17 protein-coding genes and 1 riboswitch are annotated in these 14,204 nt (G+C 63.7%); of the genes, 8 read left to right on the top strand and 9 right to left on the bottom strand.

Annotation, left to right across the window (positions count from 1 at the left end; translation table 11 throughout):
* Positions 1 to 132: 132 nt before the first annotated feature.
* Entirely contained in the window at positions 133 to 888 is a 756-nt protein-coding gene (locus ACFU4Z_RS04975; RefSeq protein WP_379060347.1) for an HAD-IIA family hydrolase, read from the top strand.
* Positions 889 to 900: 12 nt separating this feature from the next.
* Here the strand turns inward: ACFU4Z_RS04975 and ACFU4Z_RS04970 are convergent, their stop codons facing one another.
* The 6 genes from ACFU4Z_RS04970 to ACFU4Z_RS04945 all read right to left on the bottom strand — a co-directional run bounded on the left by ACFU4Z_RS04970 (position 901) and on the right by ACFU4Z_RS04945 (position 5,115).
* Positions 901 to 1,356, bottom strand: coding sequence for a MarR family winged helix-turn-helix transcriptional regulator (locus tag ACFU4Z_RS04970; RefSeq protein WP_379059823.1), 456 nt, complete (start codon positions 1,354 to 1,356; stop codon positions 901 to 903).
* 108 nt (positions 1,357 to 1,464) lie between these two features.
* On the bottom strand, positions 1,465 to 2,106 hold the full coding sequence (locus ACFU4Z_RS04965; RefSeq protein ID WP_379059822.1) for a type 1 glutamine amidotransferase family protein: 642 nt from the start codon (positions 2,104 to 2,106) through the stop codon (positions 1,465 to 1,467).
* A 188-nt stretch (positions 2,107 to 2,294) separates the two neighbouring features.
* The gene (locus ACFU4Z_RS04960) at positions 2,295 to 2,741 is read right to left on the bottom strand and encodes an RpiB/LacA/LacB family sugar-phosphate isomerase (RefSeq protein ID WP_379059820.1); all 447 of its coding nucleotides are present in this window, start codon (positions 2,739 to 2,741) and stop codon (positions 2,295 to 2,297) included.
* Between the two features lie 96 nt (positions 2,742 to 2,837).
* Positions 2,838 to 4,052, bottom strand: coding sequence for an O-succinylhomoserine sulfhydrylase (locus ACFU4Z_RS04955; protein ID WP_379060345.1), 1,215 nt, complete (start codon positions 4,050 to 4,052; stop codon positions 2,838 to 2,840).
* Positions 4,049 to 4,465, bottom strand: coding sequence for a rhodanese-like domain-containing protein (locus ACFU4Z_RS04950; RefSeq protein ID WP_379059818.1), 417 nt, complete (start codon positions 4,463 to 4,465; stop codon positions 4,049 to 4,051). Before ACFU4Z_RS04950 ends, ACFU4Z_RS04955 begins: the two co-directional genes overlap by 4 nt.
* Before the next feature lie 14 nt (positions 4,466 to 4,479).
* Positions 4,480 to 4,597, bottom strand: a riboswitch (SAM riboswitch).
* Positions 4,598 to 4,659: 62 nt separating this feature from the next.
* Positions 4,660 to 5,115 (bottom strand): hypothetical protein, encoded by a 456-nt coding sequence (locus ACFU4Z_RS04945; protein WP_379059817.1) that lies wholly within the window; start codon positions 5,113 to 5,115, stop codon positions 4,660 to 4,662.
* A 341-nt stretch (positions 5,116 to 5,456) separates the two neighbouring features.
* Here ACFU4Z_RS04945 and ACFU4Z_RS04940 point away from each other — a divergent pair, with 341 nt between their 5' ends.
* The 4 genes from ACFU4Z_RS04940 (at position 5,457) to ACFU4Z_RS04925 (ending at position 8,957) form a co-directional block, all read left to right on the top strand.
* Positions 5,457 to 6,845: an FAD-dependent oxidoreductase gene (locus ACFU4Z_RS04940; protein ID WP_379059815.1), complete on the top strand. Its 1,389-nt coding sequence runs from the start codon at positions 5,457 to 5,459 to the stop codon at positions 6,843 to 6,845.
* A 101-nt stretch (positions 6,846 to 6,946) separates the two neighbouring features.
* Positions 6,947 to 7,822, top strand: a complete 876-nt coding sequence (locus tag ACFU4Z_RS04935; protein WP_379059814.1) for an amidohydrolase family protein — start codon at positions 6,947 to 6,949, stop codon at positions 7,820 to 7,822.
* Between the two features lie 97 nt (positions 7,823 to 7,919).
* Positions 7,920 to 8,522: an SMI1/KNR4 family protein gene (locus tag ACFU4Z_RS04930; protein WP_379059813.1), complete on the top strand. Its 603-nt coding sequence runs from the start codon at positions 7,920 to 7,922 to the stop codon at positions 8,520 to 8,522.
* Positions 8,523 to 8,540: 18 nt separating this feature from the next.
* Complete coding sequence (locus ACFU4Z_RS04925) at positions 8,541 to 8,957, top strand: hypothetical protein (protein WP_379059811.1); 417 nt, start codon at positions 8,541 to 8,543, stop codon at positions 8,955 to 8,957.
* A 209-nt stretch (positions 8,958 to 9,166) separates the two neighbouring features.
* Here ACFU4Z_RS04925 and ACFU4Z_RS04920 read toward each other — a convergent pair whose 3' ends face one another.
* Positions 9,167 to 9,664 carry a DUF456 domain-containing protein gene (locus ACFU4Z_RS04920; RefSeq protein WP_379059810.1) on the bottom strand — a complete coding sequence of 166 codons (498 nt, stop codon included), beginning with the start codon at positions 9,662 to 9,664 and terminating at the stop codon, positions 9,167 to 9,169.
* Positions 9,665 to 10,077: 413 nt separating this feature from the next.
* Between ACFU4Z_RS04920 and ACFU4Z_RS04915 the strand changes: the two genes are divergently transcribed.
* Together ACFU4Z_RS04915 and ACFU4Z_RS04910 are read left to right on the top strand one after the other, a co-directional pair.
* Complete coding sequence (locus ACFU4Z_RS04915; protein ID WP_379059809.1) at positions 10,078 to 10,815, top strand: hypothetical protein; 738 nt, start codon at positions 10,078 to 10,080, stop codon at positions 10,813 to 10,815.
* Positions 10,816 to 11,451: 636 nt separating this feature from the next.
* Complete coding sequence (locus ACFU4Z_RS04910; protein ID WP_379059807.1) at positions 11,452 to 11,667, top strand: hypothetical protein; 216 nt, start codon at positions 11,452 to 11,454, stop codon at positions 11,665 to 11,667.
* A 416-nt stretch (positions 11,668 to 12,083) separates the two neighbouring features.
* Here ACFU4Z_RS04910 and ACFU4Z_RS04905 read toward each other — a convergent pair whose 3' ends face one another.
* On the bottom strand, positions 12,084 to 12,290 hold the full coding sequence (locus ACFU4Z_RS04905) for a DUF397 domain-containing protein (RefSeq protein ID WP_379059806.1): 207 nt from the start codon (positions 12,288 to 12,290) through the stop codon (positions 12,084 to 12,086).
* On the bottom strand, positions 12,287 to 13,174 hold the full coding sequence (locus tag ACFU4Z_RS04900) for a helix-turn-helix domain-containing protein (protein ID WP_379059805.1): 888 nt from the start codon (positions 13,172 to 13,174) through the stop codon (positions 12,287 to 12,289). The genes ACFU4Z_RS04905 and ACFU4Z_RS04900 overlap by 4 nt, the downstream gene beginning before the upstream one ends.
* Before the next feature lie 256 nt (positions 13,175 to 13,430).
* On the opposite strand from ACFU4Z_RS04900, the gene ACFU4Z_RS04895 reads away from it, so the two are divergent.
* Positions 13,431 to 13,700, top strand: a complete 270-nt coding sequence (locus tag ACFU4Z_RS04895; RefSeq protein WP_379059804.1) for a hypothetical protein — start codon at positions 13,431 to 13,433, stop codon at positions 13,698 to 13,700.
* Positions 13,701 to 14,204 lie beyond the last annotated feature (504 nt).

Below are 14,204 nucleotides of genomic sequence, written 5' to 3'. Positions count from 1 at the left end.
CCCAGCGCGAGCGGCTGCATCGCCTTCGCTCAGGGCGGCGCTGGCCGGCGACGGACTTCGTCCGGCTGCGCCATGGTGGACAATTGACCGGTGACCGCCATTGACGAGCCCATCCTGTCCTACCTCACCGACATGGACGGCGTGCTGGTGCACGAAGACCACATGATCCCGGGCGCGGACAAGTTCTTGGCAGAGCTGCGGTCCAACGACATCCCGTTCCTCGTGCTCACCAACAACTCGATCCGTACCCCGCGTGACCTGCAGGCCCGGCTACGCCACACCGGATTGGACATCCCGGAGGAGGCCATCTGGACCTCCGCCCTCGCCACCGCCACCTTCCTCAATGACCAGCGCCCGAACGGAACCGCCTATGTCGTCGGCGAATCCGGGCTCACCACGGCGCTGCACGAGATCGGCTACGTGCTGACCGACAGCGATCCCGACTATGTCGTGCTCGGCGAGACCCGCACGTACTCCTTCGAGGCGATCACCACCGCGATTCGCCTGGTCGAGCGCGGCGCACGCTTCATCGCGACCAACCCGGACGCCACCGGCCCGTCCCGCGACGGTCTACTGCCCGCGACCGGCTCGGTCGCCGCTCTGATAACCCGCGCGACAGGCAAGGAGCCGTACTACGTCGGCAAGCCGAACTCGCTGATGATGCGGTCGGCCCTGCGCCGCATCGGCGCGCACTCCCAGTCCACCGTGATGATCGGCGACCGAATGGACACCGACGTCATCTCCGGACTCGAGGCGGGTATGCGAACCATCCTCGTCACTACCGGCATCTCCACCCGCGCCTCGGTTGAGCAATACCCCTACCGCCCGACCCTGGTCGTCGACTCCGTCGCCGACCTCCTCGGCCGCACCAGCACACCTTTCGAATAGACCCCACCGACCTCAGGTTTCGTCGGTGGCGATGGCGTCGAGGGCGGCGGACAGTGTGGTCAACGCGTCCACCATGCCGGCGAATTGTTCGGAACCGAGTTCGGCCGCCAGACGCTGAGCGATGACGGCGTGCTGCGGGTTGATGCGCTCGATGGCGTCGTGGCCCGCTTCGGTCATCGCGACCAGTTTCGCGCGGCGGTGGGCGGGGTTCGGGCGATATTCGGCGAGTCCCTTGGCCACCAAGAGATCCGCGATGCGCTGCACGCTCTGGCGGGTAATGCCCATCGCTCTGGCGATGCCCGCCACCGGAAGCGGTTCGCGCAGCACCGCCCCGAGCACCTGCCACCAGGCCGCCGTAATGCCCGCGGGCTCGGCGAGTTCCTCTGCGATCGTGAGGAATTGGCCGTTGAGCCGGAACGAGGTGATGGCGGCGGTGCTGAAGAGTTCCTGTTCGGGGGTGTCACTCATGCCGAGCAGTCCCCCTGTGCCGCACGGCTTTCGGTGCCGGGCATGCCGCCTCCTCGTGATGGATCGTCGGTGGTCCGACCGTTCGATCGGACCACCGTGGATTGTCCCTCAGTGGGAGGCTCCCGCCATCTGCGCCTCGTACTCGGCGAGGACGGCATAACCTGCCGGATCGCTGTGCGCATAGAGCCGGTACCAGCCGTCGAGCACGTGCGGCTCGTACACACCGAGCCTGCCCAGCACCTCGCGGGCGAATTCGAAGGGCGCGGTCCCGCTCGCGGTGATCAGATCGCCGTCGGTCACCGCAGGCTCGTTCACGTAGCGGTCGCCGCCCGAATAGCCGGTGTAGGCAAGGAATTCCGCAACATTGCTGGTGTGTGCGCGAGTGTCGAGCAGACCCTCCTGCGCCAGCCCGAAGGTGGCGCCACAGATGCCGGCGACCGGTACACCCGCATCGAGGAACGCCTTGGCCAGGCGAGCGAACGGGGCAAGTTCGCCCGTAACCCAAGTATCCGCGCCGGGCAGGATCAGCATCGCGCTGTCAGCGGGGGCGAGTTCGGCGATCGCCACATCCGGCACGATCCGCATCCCACCCATCGTGGTGATCGGATCCGTGGTCAAGCCGACCGTCTTGACCTGGAACTTTCCTGGCTCTTTGTGCCAGGTGTGCTTGTTGATGTGCGCAGTGGCAGCACCGACCTCCCAGTCGGCGAGAGTGTCGAAAACGGCCATGTGAACTGTCTGCGTAATCATGACAGTATCCTGTCATATTTGACAGAATACTGTCAATTCCGCAATCGAAGTCGCTCCCGAGCGCAGCTCATTCGACCGCTCGAGACCCGCACGGGCACACCGCGACACCATGGGGTTCAGGTGCTCGCCAGACCGGAAAAGGGTGCACGACCTGCGGATCGGCAAAGGAACGGGCAGACCCGGTTCGCTCAGCGTGCGCGCTCGAGCTTCGAGAGGTGCGCGATATTGGCTCGATCATCCGAGTCCGCGCTCGGCTCCGTCACGAACCAGGCGTCGAGGATCTCCGTCAGCAGGGCACCCGAGGTCGTGCGCAGGCTCAGCGCCAGGACATTCGCGTCATTCCACTTGCGCGCACCGGCCGCGGTGACGGCATCACCGCACAGCGCGGCCCGGATACCGGCCACCTTGTTCGCGGCGATCGAGGCACCGGTTCCGGTCCAGCAGCAGACGATGCCCTGCTCGGCTCGCCCCTCGGCGACATCACGCGCGGCCGCCGCACTGGCCCAGGCCCAGTCGTCGCGCTCCATCTCGGAAAGCGCCCCGTGCGCGAGCGTCTCCAGCCCGCGCCGATGCAGCTCCTCGATCAGTTCCTTCGCCACTCCCACACGCTCGTCCGCTGCCACCGAGATCCGCATACGTCCAGGGTAGGCACGCGGCGCCGCCGCGGGTCGCCGAACGGGACATCGCTGTGCTCGTTACTCGACGATGTCCCGCTCGCGGCGCGGGACGCACTAGCTGAGCGCGTGGTCCAGGTCGTCGAGAAGGTCTTCTACGTCCTCGAGGCCCACCGAGATACGGACGACGCCGTCGGTGAGACCGATGGTCGCGCGACCTTCCGGGCCCATCGCGCGGTGGGTGGTGGTGGCCGGGTGGGTGATGAGGGTCTTGGAGTCGCCGAGGTTGTTGGAGATGTCGACGATGCGCAGGCGGTTGAGCACCTCGAAGGCACGCTTCTTGCCTTCATCCGCAGGCGCGTTCAGCTCGAAGGTGACCACCGTGCCGCCGCCGCTCATCTGGCTCACGGCCAGCGCGTGCTGCGGATGTGATTCCAGGAAGGGGTATTTCACCCAGCCGACGGACTTGTTGCCCTCGAGGAACTGAGCGACGCGCAGCGCGGATTCGGTGGAATGACGCACCCGCAGCGGCATCGTCTCCAAGCCCTTGAGCAGGGTCCACGCATTGAACGGGCTCAATGCGGGGCCGGTGTGGCGCATCAGATTCTTCACCGGGCCGTCGATGTAGTCCTGCGGACCGAGAATCGCGCCGCCGAGCACCCGGCCCTGGCCGTCGATGTGCTTGGTGCCGGAATACACCAGGACGTCGGCGCCGAGTTCGAAGCCGCGCTGCAGCAGCGGTGTGGCGAAGACGTTGTCCAGCACCACTTTCGCGCCCGCGGCGTGGGCGAGTTCGGTGACCCGGCGCACGTCCACCAGCGTCTGCATCGGGTTGGCAGGCGTCTCGAAGAACACCGCCTGGGTGGGCACCGAGAGTGCCTGCTCCCACTGATCGAGGTCGTCGCCGTCGACGAAGACGGTTTCGATTCCCCAGCGCGGCAGAATCTCGTTGCACACCACGAAGCAGGAGCCGAACAGGCTGCGCGCGGCGACAAGCCGGTCACCGGCGCCGAGTAGCGCGCCGAGCGCGGTGAAGACGGCGGACATGCCGCTCGCCGTGGCGAAGCAGGCTTCGGCGCCGTCCATCAGCCGCAGCCGCTCCTCGAACATGGCGACCGTCGGGTTGCCGTAGCGGGAGTAGACGAAATGTTCGACATCGCCGGTGAACGCGGCCTCAGCGGCCTCGGCGCTCTCGTAGACGAAGCCGGAGGTCAGATACAGCGCTTCGGCCGTCTCCTCGAACCCCGAGCGCCGCAAGCCACCGCGCACGCCGAGGGTCGCCGGGCCGACGCCATCGGGCAGCGGCTTGTCGAAGGAGCCGCCGGTGATCACGACTGCCGCCACGGGAGGCCGATGGCGCGCCAGCCGGAGCCGCCACGATGACCGGTCGCGTCGAGGCCGCCCTCGAAGCCATCCAGCACGTTGTAGGACGGTCCGATCCCGACCCCGGTCGCGGTGTTCGCGGCATGCGCGGAACGCTGGCCGGAGCGACACAGGAACACGACGGGGGCCTCCGGGTCGCGGCCGTCGAGCGCCTGGGTCAGCTGCTCGACGAACGCGCCATTGCGGGTGCCGGTGCCGTCGACCCACTCGATCAGCACCGTCGGGCGCTCGATCGATGTGGTGTCGGGAACTCCGACGAAGCGCCATTCGCCTTCGGTGCGCACGTCCACCAGGACGGCTTCCGGGTTGTCCCGCAGTAATTCCCACGCCTGCTGCGGGGTGATGTCACCGGCATAACTCATGTGGACCTCCTGTGAATCCGCTCTTGCCGCACCTTGGTTTCGGGTGCGCGGCCAGGTCGTCACCCGGAGCACCCCGCCGCGGAGGAGGGTTGCCGACCAGCAAGCCGGGGCTTGACGCTGATTCTCATGACCTGGTTCTGAGATTGCCTGGGCGGGGGTCACCCTGTCAAACCCCAGTTCACGACGTGGGACGGTCAACCGCAGATGAGCCAGCCGTCGCCCGATCGCGTCAGATTCCAGGTCGCCGTGGCTGCCTTGCCATTGACCTCGGTGGTGACTGTCGCCTTCGCCCGGTCACCGTCGACCATCGGATTCTCGATTTTTGTTATCTCGACGGTCTTTCCGGTTTCGAGGCCACCGAGCTGCGCGGCCAGCGACGACTTGCCCTCGTCGAATCCATCGCACGCCACACCCGGCGGCGGCGTGAGGTCGCTGTGGCCGCGAGCGTCGGCGTAGTTGCGGACCGCCGCCGCGATGCGGTCCGCTTCTGTGACATTTTTCTCAGCCGGTGACAGCAACCCGCCGAGCACGATCCCGACGACCACGATGACCGCCACCACCGCCGCCGCGATGAACGGCCACGGGGTGCGGGAGTCGGTCTGGTCGACCTCGATTACATCGTCGCCGTCGGTGCCTCGCTGATCGGTCATGTCCACGATGATCCCTGGTCGGCGGGGTTATCGAGCGCCCGCCCCCGAACTCGACGACACGCCGCGGAGGATCTCGTGCGCACAGCGGTTACCCCGGAGCACACCGTGGGTAAGCAACGAGAGGCAGGCCGTCCTGGCCGCGGGCCGGTCACCGCACCGGCGCGGGCTGCCGGGCGGACCACCGATAGAATCGCGAGACTGCGGCCTGCTGTCATAGCTGATATGACAGCGAGTCGGCACCAGTGTCCGCACATCAGGTGCAACCACAGCGGCGCGTCGAGTTAGCCTAGGCTAAGACCGACGCCATTAATTGTTTTCGACCTTAAGGGTGCGCGTAAGAGATGACCGAACAGAGTGCAGCGACCCGCCCGCTCCGCATCGCGATCGTGGGCGCAGGGCCGGCCGGCATCTACGCCGCCGACGCATTGATGAAGTCCGATGCCGAAGTGTCGATCGATTTGTTCGAGCGCATGCCTGCTCCGTTCGGGCTGATCCGCTACGGCGTCGCGCCCGACCATCCGCGCATCAAGGGCATCATCACCGCCCTGCACAAGGTGCTCGACAAGCCACAGGTGCGCCTGCTCGGCAACATCGACTACGGCACCGACATCACTCTCGACGACCTGCGCACCTTCTATGACGCGGTCATCTTCTCCACCGGCGCCAACGCCGACCGCGCCCTGGACATCCCCGGCATCGGTCTCGACGGCAGTTACGGCGCGGCGGACTTCGTGTCCTGGTACGACGGACACCCCGATGTGCCGCGCACCTGGCCGCTGGAGGCCGAGAAGGTCGCCGTCCTCGGTGTCGGCAACGTGGCGCTCGACGTGGCGCGGGTGCTCGCCAAGACCGGCGACGAACTGCTGCCCACCGAGATACCGCCGAACGTTCACGCTGGACTGAAAGCCAACAAGGCGGTCGAGGTCCACGTGTTCGGCCGCCGCGGCCCCGCGCAGGCGAAGTTCACCCCGCTGGAGCTGCGCGAGCTGGACCACTCCCCGACCATCGAGGTCATCGTCGATCCCGAAGACATCGACTACGACGAGGGCTCCGAGGCCGCGCGCAGGCACTCCAAGCAGGTCGACATGATCGCCAACACCCTCGAGCAGTGGGCCATCCGCGACGCGGGCAACCGTCCGCACAAGCTGTTCCTGCACTTCTTCGAGTCCCCTTCGGAGATCATCGGCGAGAACGGCCAGGTCGTCGGCTTGCGCACCGAGCGAACCCAGCTCGATGGCACCGGAAACGTCAAGGGCACCGGCGTGTACCGGGACTGGGACGTCCAGGCCGTCTACCGCGCGGTCGGCTACCTGTCGCAGAACCTCACCAACCTGCCCTTCGACGATCAAGCGGGCACCGTGCCCAACGAGGCCGGTCGCGTGATCGGTGACGAGAACGCGGACGGCGCCGACCGCTACCTGCCCGCCACCTACGTCACCGGCTGGATCAAGCGTGGCCCCGTCGGCCTCATCGGCCACACCAAGGGCGACGCCAACGAAACCGTGGCCTGCCTGCTCGACGACAGCGCGAACTTCACCCCGGCCGCCCAGCCGGAGCTGGACGCGGTGACCGCGTTCCTGGAGAGCAAGGGCATCCCGTTCACCACCTGGCAGGGCTGGTACCGCCTGGACGCGCACGAGCGCGCCCTCGGCGAGCCGGAGGGTCGCGAGCGCGTCAAGGTCGTCGAGCGTGAGGACATGCTGCGTGCCAGCGAGCCGCACAAGGTCTGAGCGGCGCATGGTGTGATCGCACCGGATCCGTCCGTGCGTGGAGCGGAAGTACTGTCACGTCTACGGCAGCGAAAACTCCGGCACTGAGGCATTCTGTACAAGTGTTCGATGCCCATGTCCATATCTTCGACCCGCGGTTCCCGCTGGCCGAGAACGAGGGTTACCTGCCCGACCCGTTCACCATCGCCGACTATCGAAAGCGCATGTCGCGCTTCGATATCGGCGGTGGTGCCGTGGTCAGCGGCTCTTTCCAAGGCAGCGATCAGACCTATCTCAAGGCGGCACTCGCCGAATTGGGCGAGGGCTGGGTCGGGGTGACCCGCCTCGATCTCGACGCCACCGACGACGAGATCATCGAACTGGACAAGATCGGCGTACGCGCGCTGCGCTTCAACCTCAAACGCGCCGCCGCCGACATCACCGGCATGACCCTGCAGGCACTGCGCGCCCACGAGTTGGCAGGCTGGCATGTCGAGGTCTACATCGACGGCCAGATGCTCGGCTCGCTGCAGCCCGTCATCTCCAAACTGCCCGCCTTGTCCATCGACCATCTCGGCATGTCCGACGAGGGCCTGCCCTACCTGCTCGACCTGGTCGACCGCGGCGCCCGTGTGAAGGCAACGGGTTTCGGCCGCGTCGCCATGAATGTCGCCAACACGGTGCGCCGGATTCACGCGGTGAACCCCGAAGCCCTCATGTTCGGCTCCGACCTGCCCGGCACCCGCGCAGGCCGCCCGTTCAAGGACTCGGATGTGGACCTGATCTGCGACGTCGTCGGCACCGACATGTTCAAGGTCCTCGAAGACAACGCCCGCGCCTTCTACCGGCTCCCGGCCCGGGTCCGCGCGCTCCCCGGCGATCCCAACCCGACCACTCCCCTGTTCCGCGCCGAACAGCCGACTTTGCCGTTGCGCCGCGACGAACTCCCGAAACTCGAAGCGGTGGCGGACACGATCCCGTTTCCGGCGATCGAATAGCGGCGTCAGTTTCCTCAGCGGAGAGCCCAGCTGACGCACTCAGCGCTTCCCACCTACGGAAGTTATCGAAATCTATTGTGCCCCTAGTATTTCGGCCGTGGCGAAGTTCGAGGAAGTCATCACATCCTTCTGGCAAGACCCGATCGAGGACAACCATGTGGCGTTGACCGATGCGGCGATCCGAGACGCCGAGGAAAAACTCGGTGTGCGACTTCCCGCCTCGCTGCTGCGCCTGCTCCGGGTGCGCAACGGCGGCCACGTCGCCGCCCACTGGGACGCCTTTCCGGTCGAGGGTTCATCGTGGTCGGAGCACTACGCGTGCTTCGACTACCTCGAAGGCATCCTCGACGAGGATGATTCCCCCACGATCCTGGACACGCCGTACCTGGTGCGGGAGTGGGAACTTCCCTCACCGGTCGTGCTCCTGCACGGCGACGGGCACTGGTGGGTCGCGCTGGACTATCGTGCCTGCGGCCCGACAGGCGAACCATCGGTCGTGGAAATCGACTCCGATGGGCCGGACGTCGTCTTTCTCGCACCTGATTTCGAGTCGTTCGTCGAGGAGCTGACCTCGTCCGAGAGGTTTTTGGTAGATGATCAGCTCGCAGTAGCGACCGTCGACGCACCGGCCGCTGGAATTCACGTTGGAACTCGAACTCCGAAAATTGAACTCCCAGATCGAATCCCACGCACAGAGTGACCACCAGGAGATTTGCGAGTGACAAGCAGCCCCACCCCAGATCACCCGGCGCGATCCGAACCCCGGAAGGACCTGGTGGAGCGTGCGGCACCCCTACTTCCCACAGGCAGTGAAATCCGGCAGGTGTTCATCTGTCAGACCGCGCCGAACTTCGGCTTCTTCCTCATCACGTATCTCACTGGTCTGACGATCTTCTGGAACAAATACCGTTGCGTGGCAGTCACTCAGGACGCCATATACGTGCTGGAGAGCAGCAAGCTGTCGGGCGGCGCCAGGCCGCAGCAACTGCTGGACACGTTGCCGCGCCACACCCAGCTCGGTCCGGTCTCCGGCCGATGGGGTCGGGTGAACATCCTGGGCAAGCGCCATTGGATCCACAAGCGCTTTCACGAAGCGATCGCTGCCGCCGACTGTGAGGCCGGCTTTACACACTGAAGCACGGGGCCGGTCAACCGGTTCGGATACCCGACCCACCCGAAAAGTCTGGCTGTCAAGAACATTGACTAAGCGACTGCGAACCCGTCGATCACCGCGCCGAGGCCTCTGGACGGTCATGAGCAGGGGTCGGGACTCGCAGCCCTCGAGTAAGCGTGCTCCAGAGAGAATGGATTTGGCGTCGTGCCACAGCACTGGGATGACTCCCTCTACGTCACTATCGCGCCAATAACCCAGACTCCTGTCGCCAGCAGCGCCCCTAACAACTCGATCAGCATCGAAAGGCCGACGCCCTTCAACGCGTGAACTGTTGCCTGCCATGCCTGTTGGTTTTCGCGAAGGCGCTGAAGTTCCGAAAGGTAAACGCCGAGAACGAAACCTACGAACAGACCGACCACCGGGATCACGAAGAAACCGACGATGCCCAGGACCGCCCCGAGGAAAAGGGCCCGGTTGGAGACACCCGCGTCCTTCATCTTCCGGCCGGGCCAGGTGTACTTGATGATGCCGGACAGCACGAGGAACGCGGTGCTGACGGCGAAAAAAGTCCACGCGGTAGCGCCGCCCTCGACGAACGCCCAGACCGCGATCGCGCCGAAGATCAGGATGACGCCGGGGAGTATCGGGACGATTATCCCCAGCAGTCCGACAAGAATTACCAGGCCGACAAGTACTAAAAACCACCCCTCATGGGCGTACGTTTCCACTGGTGAAGCCTAAGGGGTCTTCGCGGCAGGGGCGAGCCGCCATGGCGGAGCCCGTCACACTCAGCAGGAAGGACGGCCGAGGGCTACGGCGTAAGTTCCTAGCCAGGCAATCGAACCCCTGAGACTTGGTACAGCGAGGCACCGCCGCCACGGATGGTCAAGACATCCAGGATTGACGGCCTGCGACTTCAGCGCTGTCGACCTCGGCGAAGCCGACAGTGGTGACAGTAGAGACTCCTGGCCTGTCGATGACCTTGCGGCAACGTCTTGGTTCACTGCTTGCGACGGTCAGTCGGGAACTGATGCTCCTATAGGCAAGGCTGCGGCATGAATTGAAGCTTACGAGCCACAGTGCGGCGTGTCCCTCGCGCGTGTCGCTTCCGCAATGGAGTGGCGAGTGCAATCATTCGTCAATGAACTGGCTCAGCGTAATCCCGCCCGTCGGAATACTCGCAATATTGGTTACAATATTCATAACTTGGATGAATAGACGCTCAAACCAATTGAGGTTCGAAATTGCGTCGAAAGGCATGATCTCCGCTAGTGCGGTACACGAAAAGATCAGTGTGACGTACGGCGATGAACCCGTTGGCAATCCACATCTGGTGGAGGTGAATTTTGTCAATTCAGGCAGCAAAGACGTACGGCCTAGCGACTTTGCGCATGATGCGCCGCTGATCATTGATGTAAATGCGTCAGTTGTTGCAATAATTAAGGATGGGTCAACCGAAGGCAGTGTAAAATCATCCGTTTCAGGGAACACGATCGAGATTGCGCCCAGCCTCTTCAGGAGGAATCGCCAGTACACGATCACTGCAATCGTTGACGGCGACCCTAATTCCAAGTTCAACGTAAGCAAAGAAATTGTGGCCGATACGAATGTATCGTGGTCGGAGCGCACCGATGATACCGAAGGCGGACGCGGCCGTGGGATGCGTCTATCTGGCATCGTCGCCACTTCCGCTATGACTCTTGCATTGGTGGCAAATCTTGTCGGTATATATAAGTTGACGCAGAAAACTAACGAGAACAGCAAACAGATAGATTCGACGCTCATAGAGCAAAATCGGCAGCTACAGGAGGCGAACAAGCGCAACACGGAACTCGTTGAGGTGCTTGGGCGGGTGCTGGTGGAGCCTGCGCCTAGATAGCAACCCGGAATGGCGTTTCACCTGTTCATGGAGCATTTGCTTGGCGCATTCGTGTCGCGACCGCTGTTGTCAGATGGCAAGCCCCGGAGGGGTGCGGCAGTGTTCTGGCAGAACCTGTGTGGCGCGTTCAACGTCGAGCGCAAACTGATAACTGTAACTACTTCGAGAAGGGTGGGCCAGAAGTGATGGGGGAGTCTGAACCCATTGACGACATGTTTGTGTCACCCGACCCGCTTCCGTGGCATGTTTTGACAATGCGCTGCAAGATCTGCCTCAAACCTGCGGAGATGTTCATAGCGGAGCATGAGGACGTGTCGGTGGAAGAGATTACTGCACACGGCCATTGGGAGTGGGCACAGACCCGACGGCGTTGCGAGTGCCAACAGCCACCCCGGCGGCCAGAGCAGACCGACCTTCGACGACATGTCGCTCGTGCCGTGCGTAAAGGCTTGCACAGACTATACGAGGGCGGTACTGTCACGATCCGACAGTGACCTACTCGCCGCACGACGATACTGACGGGTTGGACGCTCTCGTAACTCAACAATGCCATGCTTCATCGCTTAACGGCCGACGCGCGCGTCGGGAATACGAGGGCGGAGCGCCTCGTGTGACCTCGGAAGAGGTGCGCGAAGCATGTTTTCAGCATCCACATTGATGCTCATCGTTGTGACACTCGTGATGCTATACATCGGCGTGTGTGGCGCGGTAGCGCTGTTCCATCCTGACGAACGCCGTGTAGCCGTTGCGTTGGCGGTCATGGATCAGCTGATGGGGTTGATCCCGTGGCGGCGTCGCGGAGTTCGAGGCCGCGATATGGAGGCGGACGAAGGCGGTAACTCTGCGCCCTGATCGTATGTCGTGACTCGGAATCGCTGTGGCAGTTCGGATCTCTCCCCTGGTTGCTCGCCGGGGTGCCCGCCCGGGAGCGGAGCGGGAGGGCGGGTGCACCGAGCGGCGCGCGTAGCGCGCCGCTCTTGATTCTGTAGAGGGAAATTCGGCAAGTTCTTTCGTTGGTTACCGGTTCTTTTTCTTTTCTTCCTCTTCCGGTTCCCAACTTTCTGCTCAACTACAAGACTCACCAAGATTGCGGGACAACACTTTTCGCGAGACTGTTCAGTGCCTGCATGTCCAGCGACGCGACCGGGTGGCACGCTGGCTTCGCGGTTCAGGAGTGGGAGCGTCGAATCCGGCACGACCGTATGCGCATACGCAAAGGAGCCCCGCACCCCCACGACCAACCGAGGTACAGGGCTCCTGGCGGCGGGTTATCGGCGCGCGAACTCGCCGTCTTGCACGCCAGCGGTGAACGCGTCCCACTCGCCAGGGGTGAACACCAGCGCCGGACCAGTCGGGTTCTTGGAGTCACGCACACCGACTAGGCCCCCGTCCAGGTGTGCCACCTCCACGCAATCCCCACTGGGTTGGCTCCGGCTACTTTTGAACCATTTTGCGCCCGACAGGTCGATATTCACGCTGCATACTCCTCTGCAATACCTACAACCAGTCGTCTGGTGTCGTCATGATCCAACGCTACCCGGCCCACATCTTCCAGGGCTTTCTGGCGGCGTTCGATCACGCGAGGTTCCTCGAGGAAGAGTGCCCCGTCGTAGCCTTCCACGAAGACCACGGGAGGCTCGATCAGGCGGCTTGCTCGCAACGGCGGGAACTCGAACAAGGTGAAGCTTTGCACGACCAGACCGAGGTGGCTGCCCGCATCGAGTGGTAGGACACGTATCGAGACGTTCGGCAAGCGACCCACCTCAATGAGGTGCAGAAGCTGCTCAGCCATGAGCTGTCGGCCCCCAACTTGGTGCCGCAACACCGCCTCCGACAGAAGTACGTCCATCGAGAAGTCCGGATCTTCCCGGATTCTGGCCTGTCGTCGCACAGCCAGCTCTATCTTCCGCTCAACATCTACTGCTGACATCTCCGGCCGTTCGGTGAGGATCATCGATCGGCGATAGGCAGCGGTCTGGAGCAACCCCGGCAGCAAGGTGAGCTGGAACGTCGCCAGCTGTGAGCACGCTTCTTCGAGGCTCATGTAGTGATCGAAATGAGATGCCACGACATCGGCGTACGTTCGCCACCATCCGGCCGGATCACCCTTCGCGGCCTTGACTTCTCGCAGCAGTTCAAGCGCAACCGCCTTGTCTTCCGTGCTCGCTTGGTAGAAGTCCAGAAGCACGTCCATCTGCGGAGTACTGATCTTGACCGGCTGCCCGTCCTCCATCCTGCCGATGCTCTGGGGCGAAACCTCGATCGATAAACCGGCCGCTAGCTGGCTCTTTTCAACCTTGGTTCGTAGCTCACGCAAGAGTCGCCCCAATGCGCGCCGGGGGATCGTGGACCCTGCCATTTCGTTAGCCTCGCTATCTGGGTTCGACCGTACTGGAATGCGCCCGCACGGGGTGCCCGTCGTGGAATAACCCACGGGAATCACCCCGGAATGGATGTCCAGCATATTCGGTGGACTTGCCTCACTGGACGTTCCAGTGCAGTGATTTTGAGGTCTACTGAACATGCGCCCGGAGAGATGACTTCCTTCCCCTTCATCAGGAGTTGTCAGTGGCCGGGCGCACCCTAACCGCAGTCGATGCCCCGGAGGTCGGCAGATGCCGAACAACGAGCTTCCACAACGAGACCCGTTCACCGGGCCACCAACCGCCTACACAGGCCCCACCATCTATGCCGACAACGAAGTAGCCATGGACGAAGTCGTTTGCACGGGCGAAGCCGCCACCAATCTGTGCGAATCGTTCGGGGTCGCGCTTCGGGAGTGGGCAGGCCCGCCGCCGGCCTCCGCGGAATCGTCCCGGTGGCGGGGTGACGAGCCCCCCGCCATCGGGCGCACCACACCGCCACCGACGCAAGCAGAGGTGTAACCCGATGGACCACATACCTTTTGGGGATACACCGATGTCTCGTTGCATCTTCTATCGGCGGGTGTGCGATCTGCCCGCGACCGTCGATCCGCCGAGCTTGGGTCGCATCATCATGAAAGCAACACATGTGTGGGCGGTGAGAATGCCTGTGCCGCTCGGGCAAGCGGTCAGACACGATATGGGCCGTCGCGGTGCGGCTGTCGGTCCAATCCTGGCGCTTCCACGGTCGGACCAGTGGATGTACCTCATCCGCGCAGACGTCCCCGAGGACGCCGCTGTGCTCGCTGACTTGTTTCGAAACCATGTGTCCGTCATCCGTGACAGCAGCGCGGTGACCTTGCCGTCACCCACGGCGCGGTCAAGCAAAGTCCGCTATTGGGTTAAGCCGCCACGAGACACGTTCCGGCCTTCTGGGTTTGCTGTGATCGCCTCGGTGCGCGCGTGTTTGGGACCCGGCAAGGTGCGGGAAGTGGCGGATGTCTGAATGCGGTTGCGGCCCGTGGA

Origin of the sequence: Nocardia sp. NPDC057440 (assembly GCF_042802915.1) — a bacterium.
GTDB lineage: Bacteria > Actinomycetota > Actinomycetes > Mycobacteriales > Mycobacteriaceae > Nocardia.
Note: the sequence above shows the minus strand (reverse complement) of the source record. Positions and strands in the feature narration are given on the sequence as shown.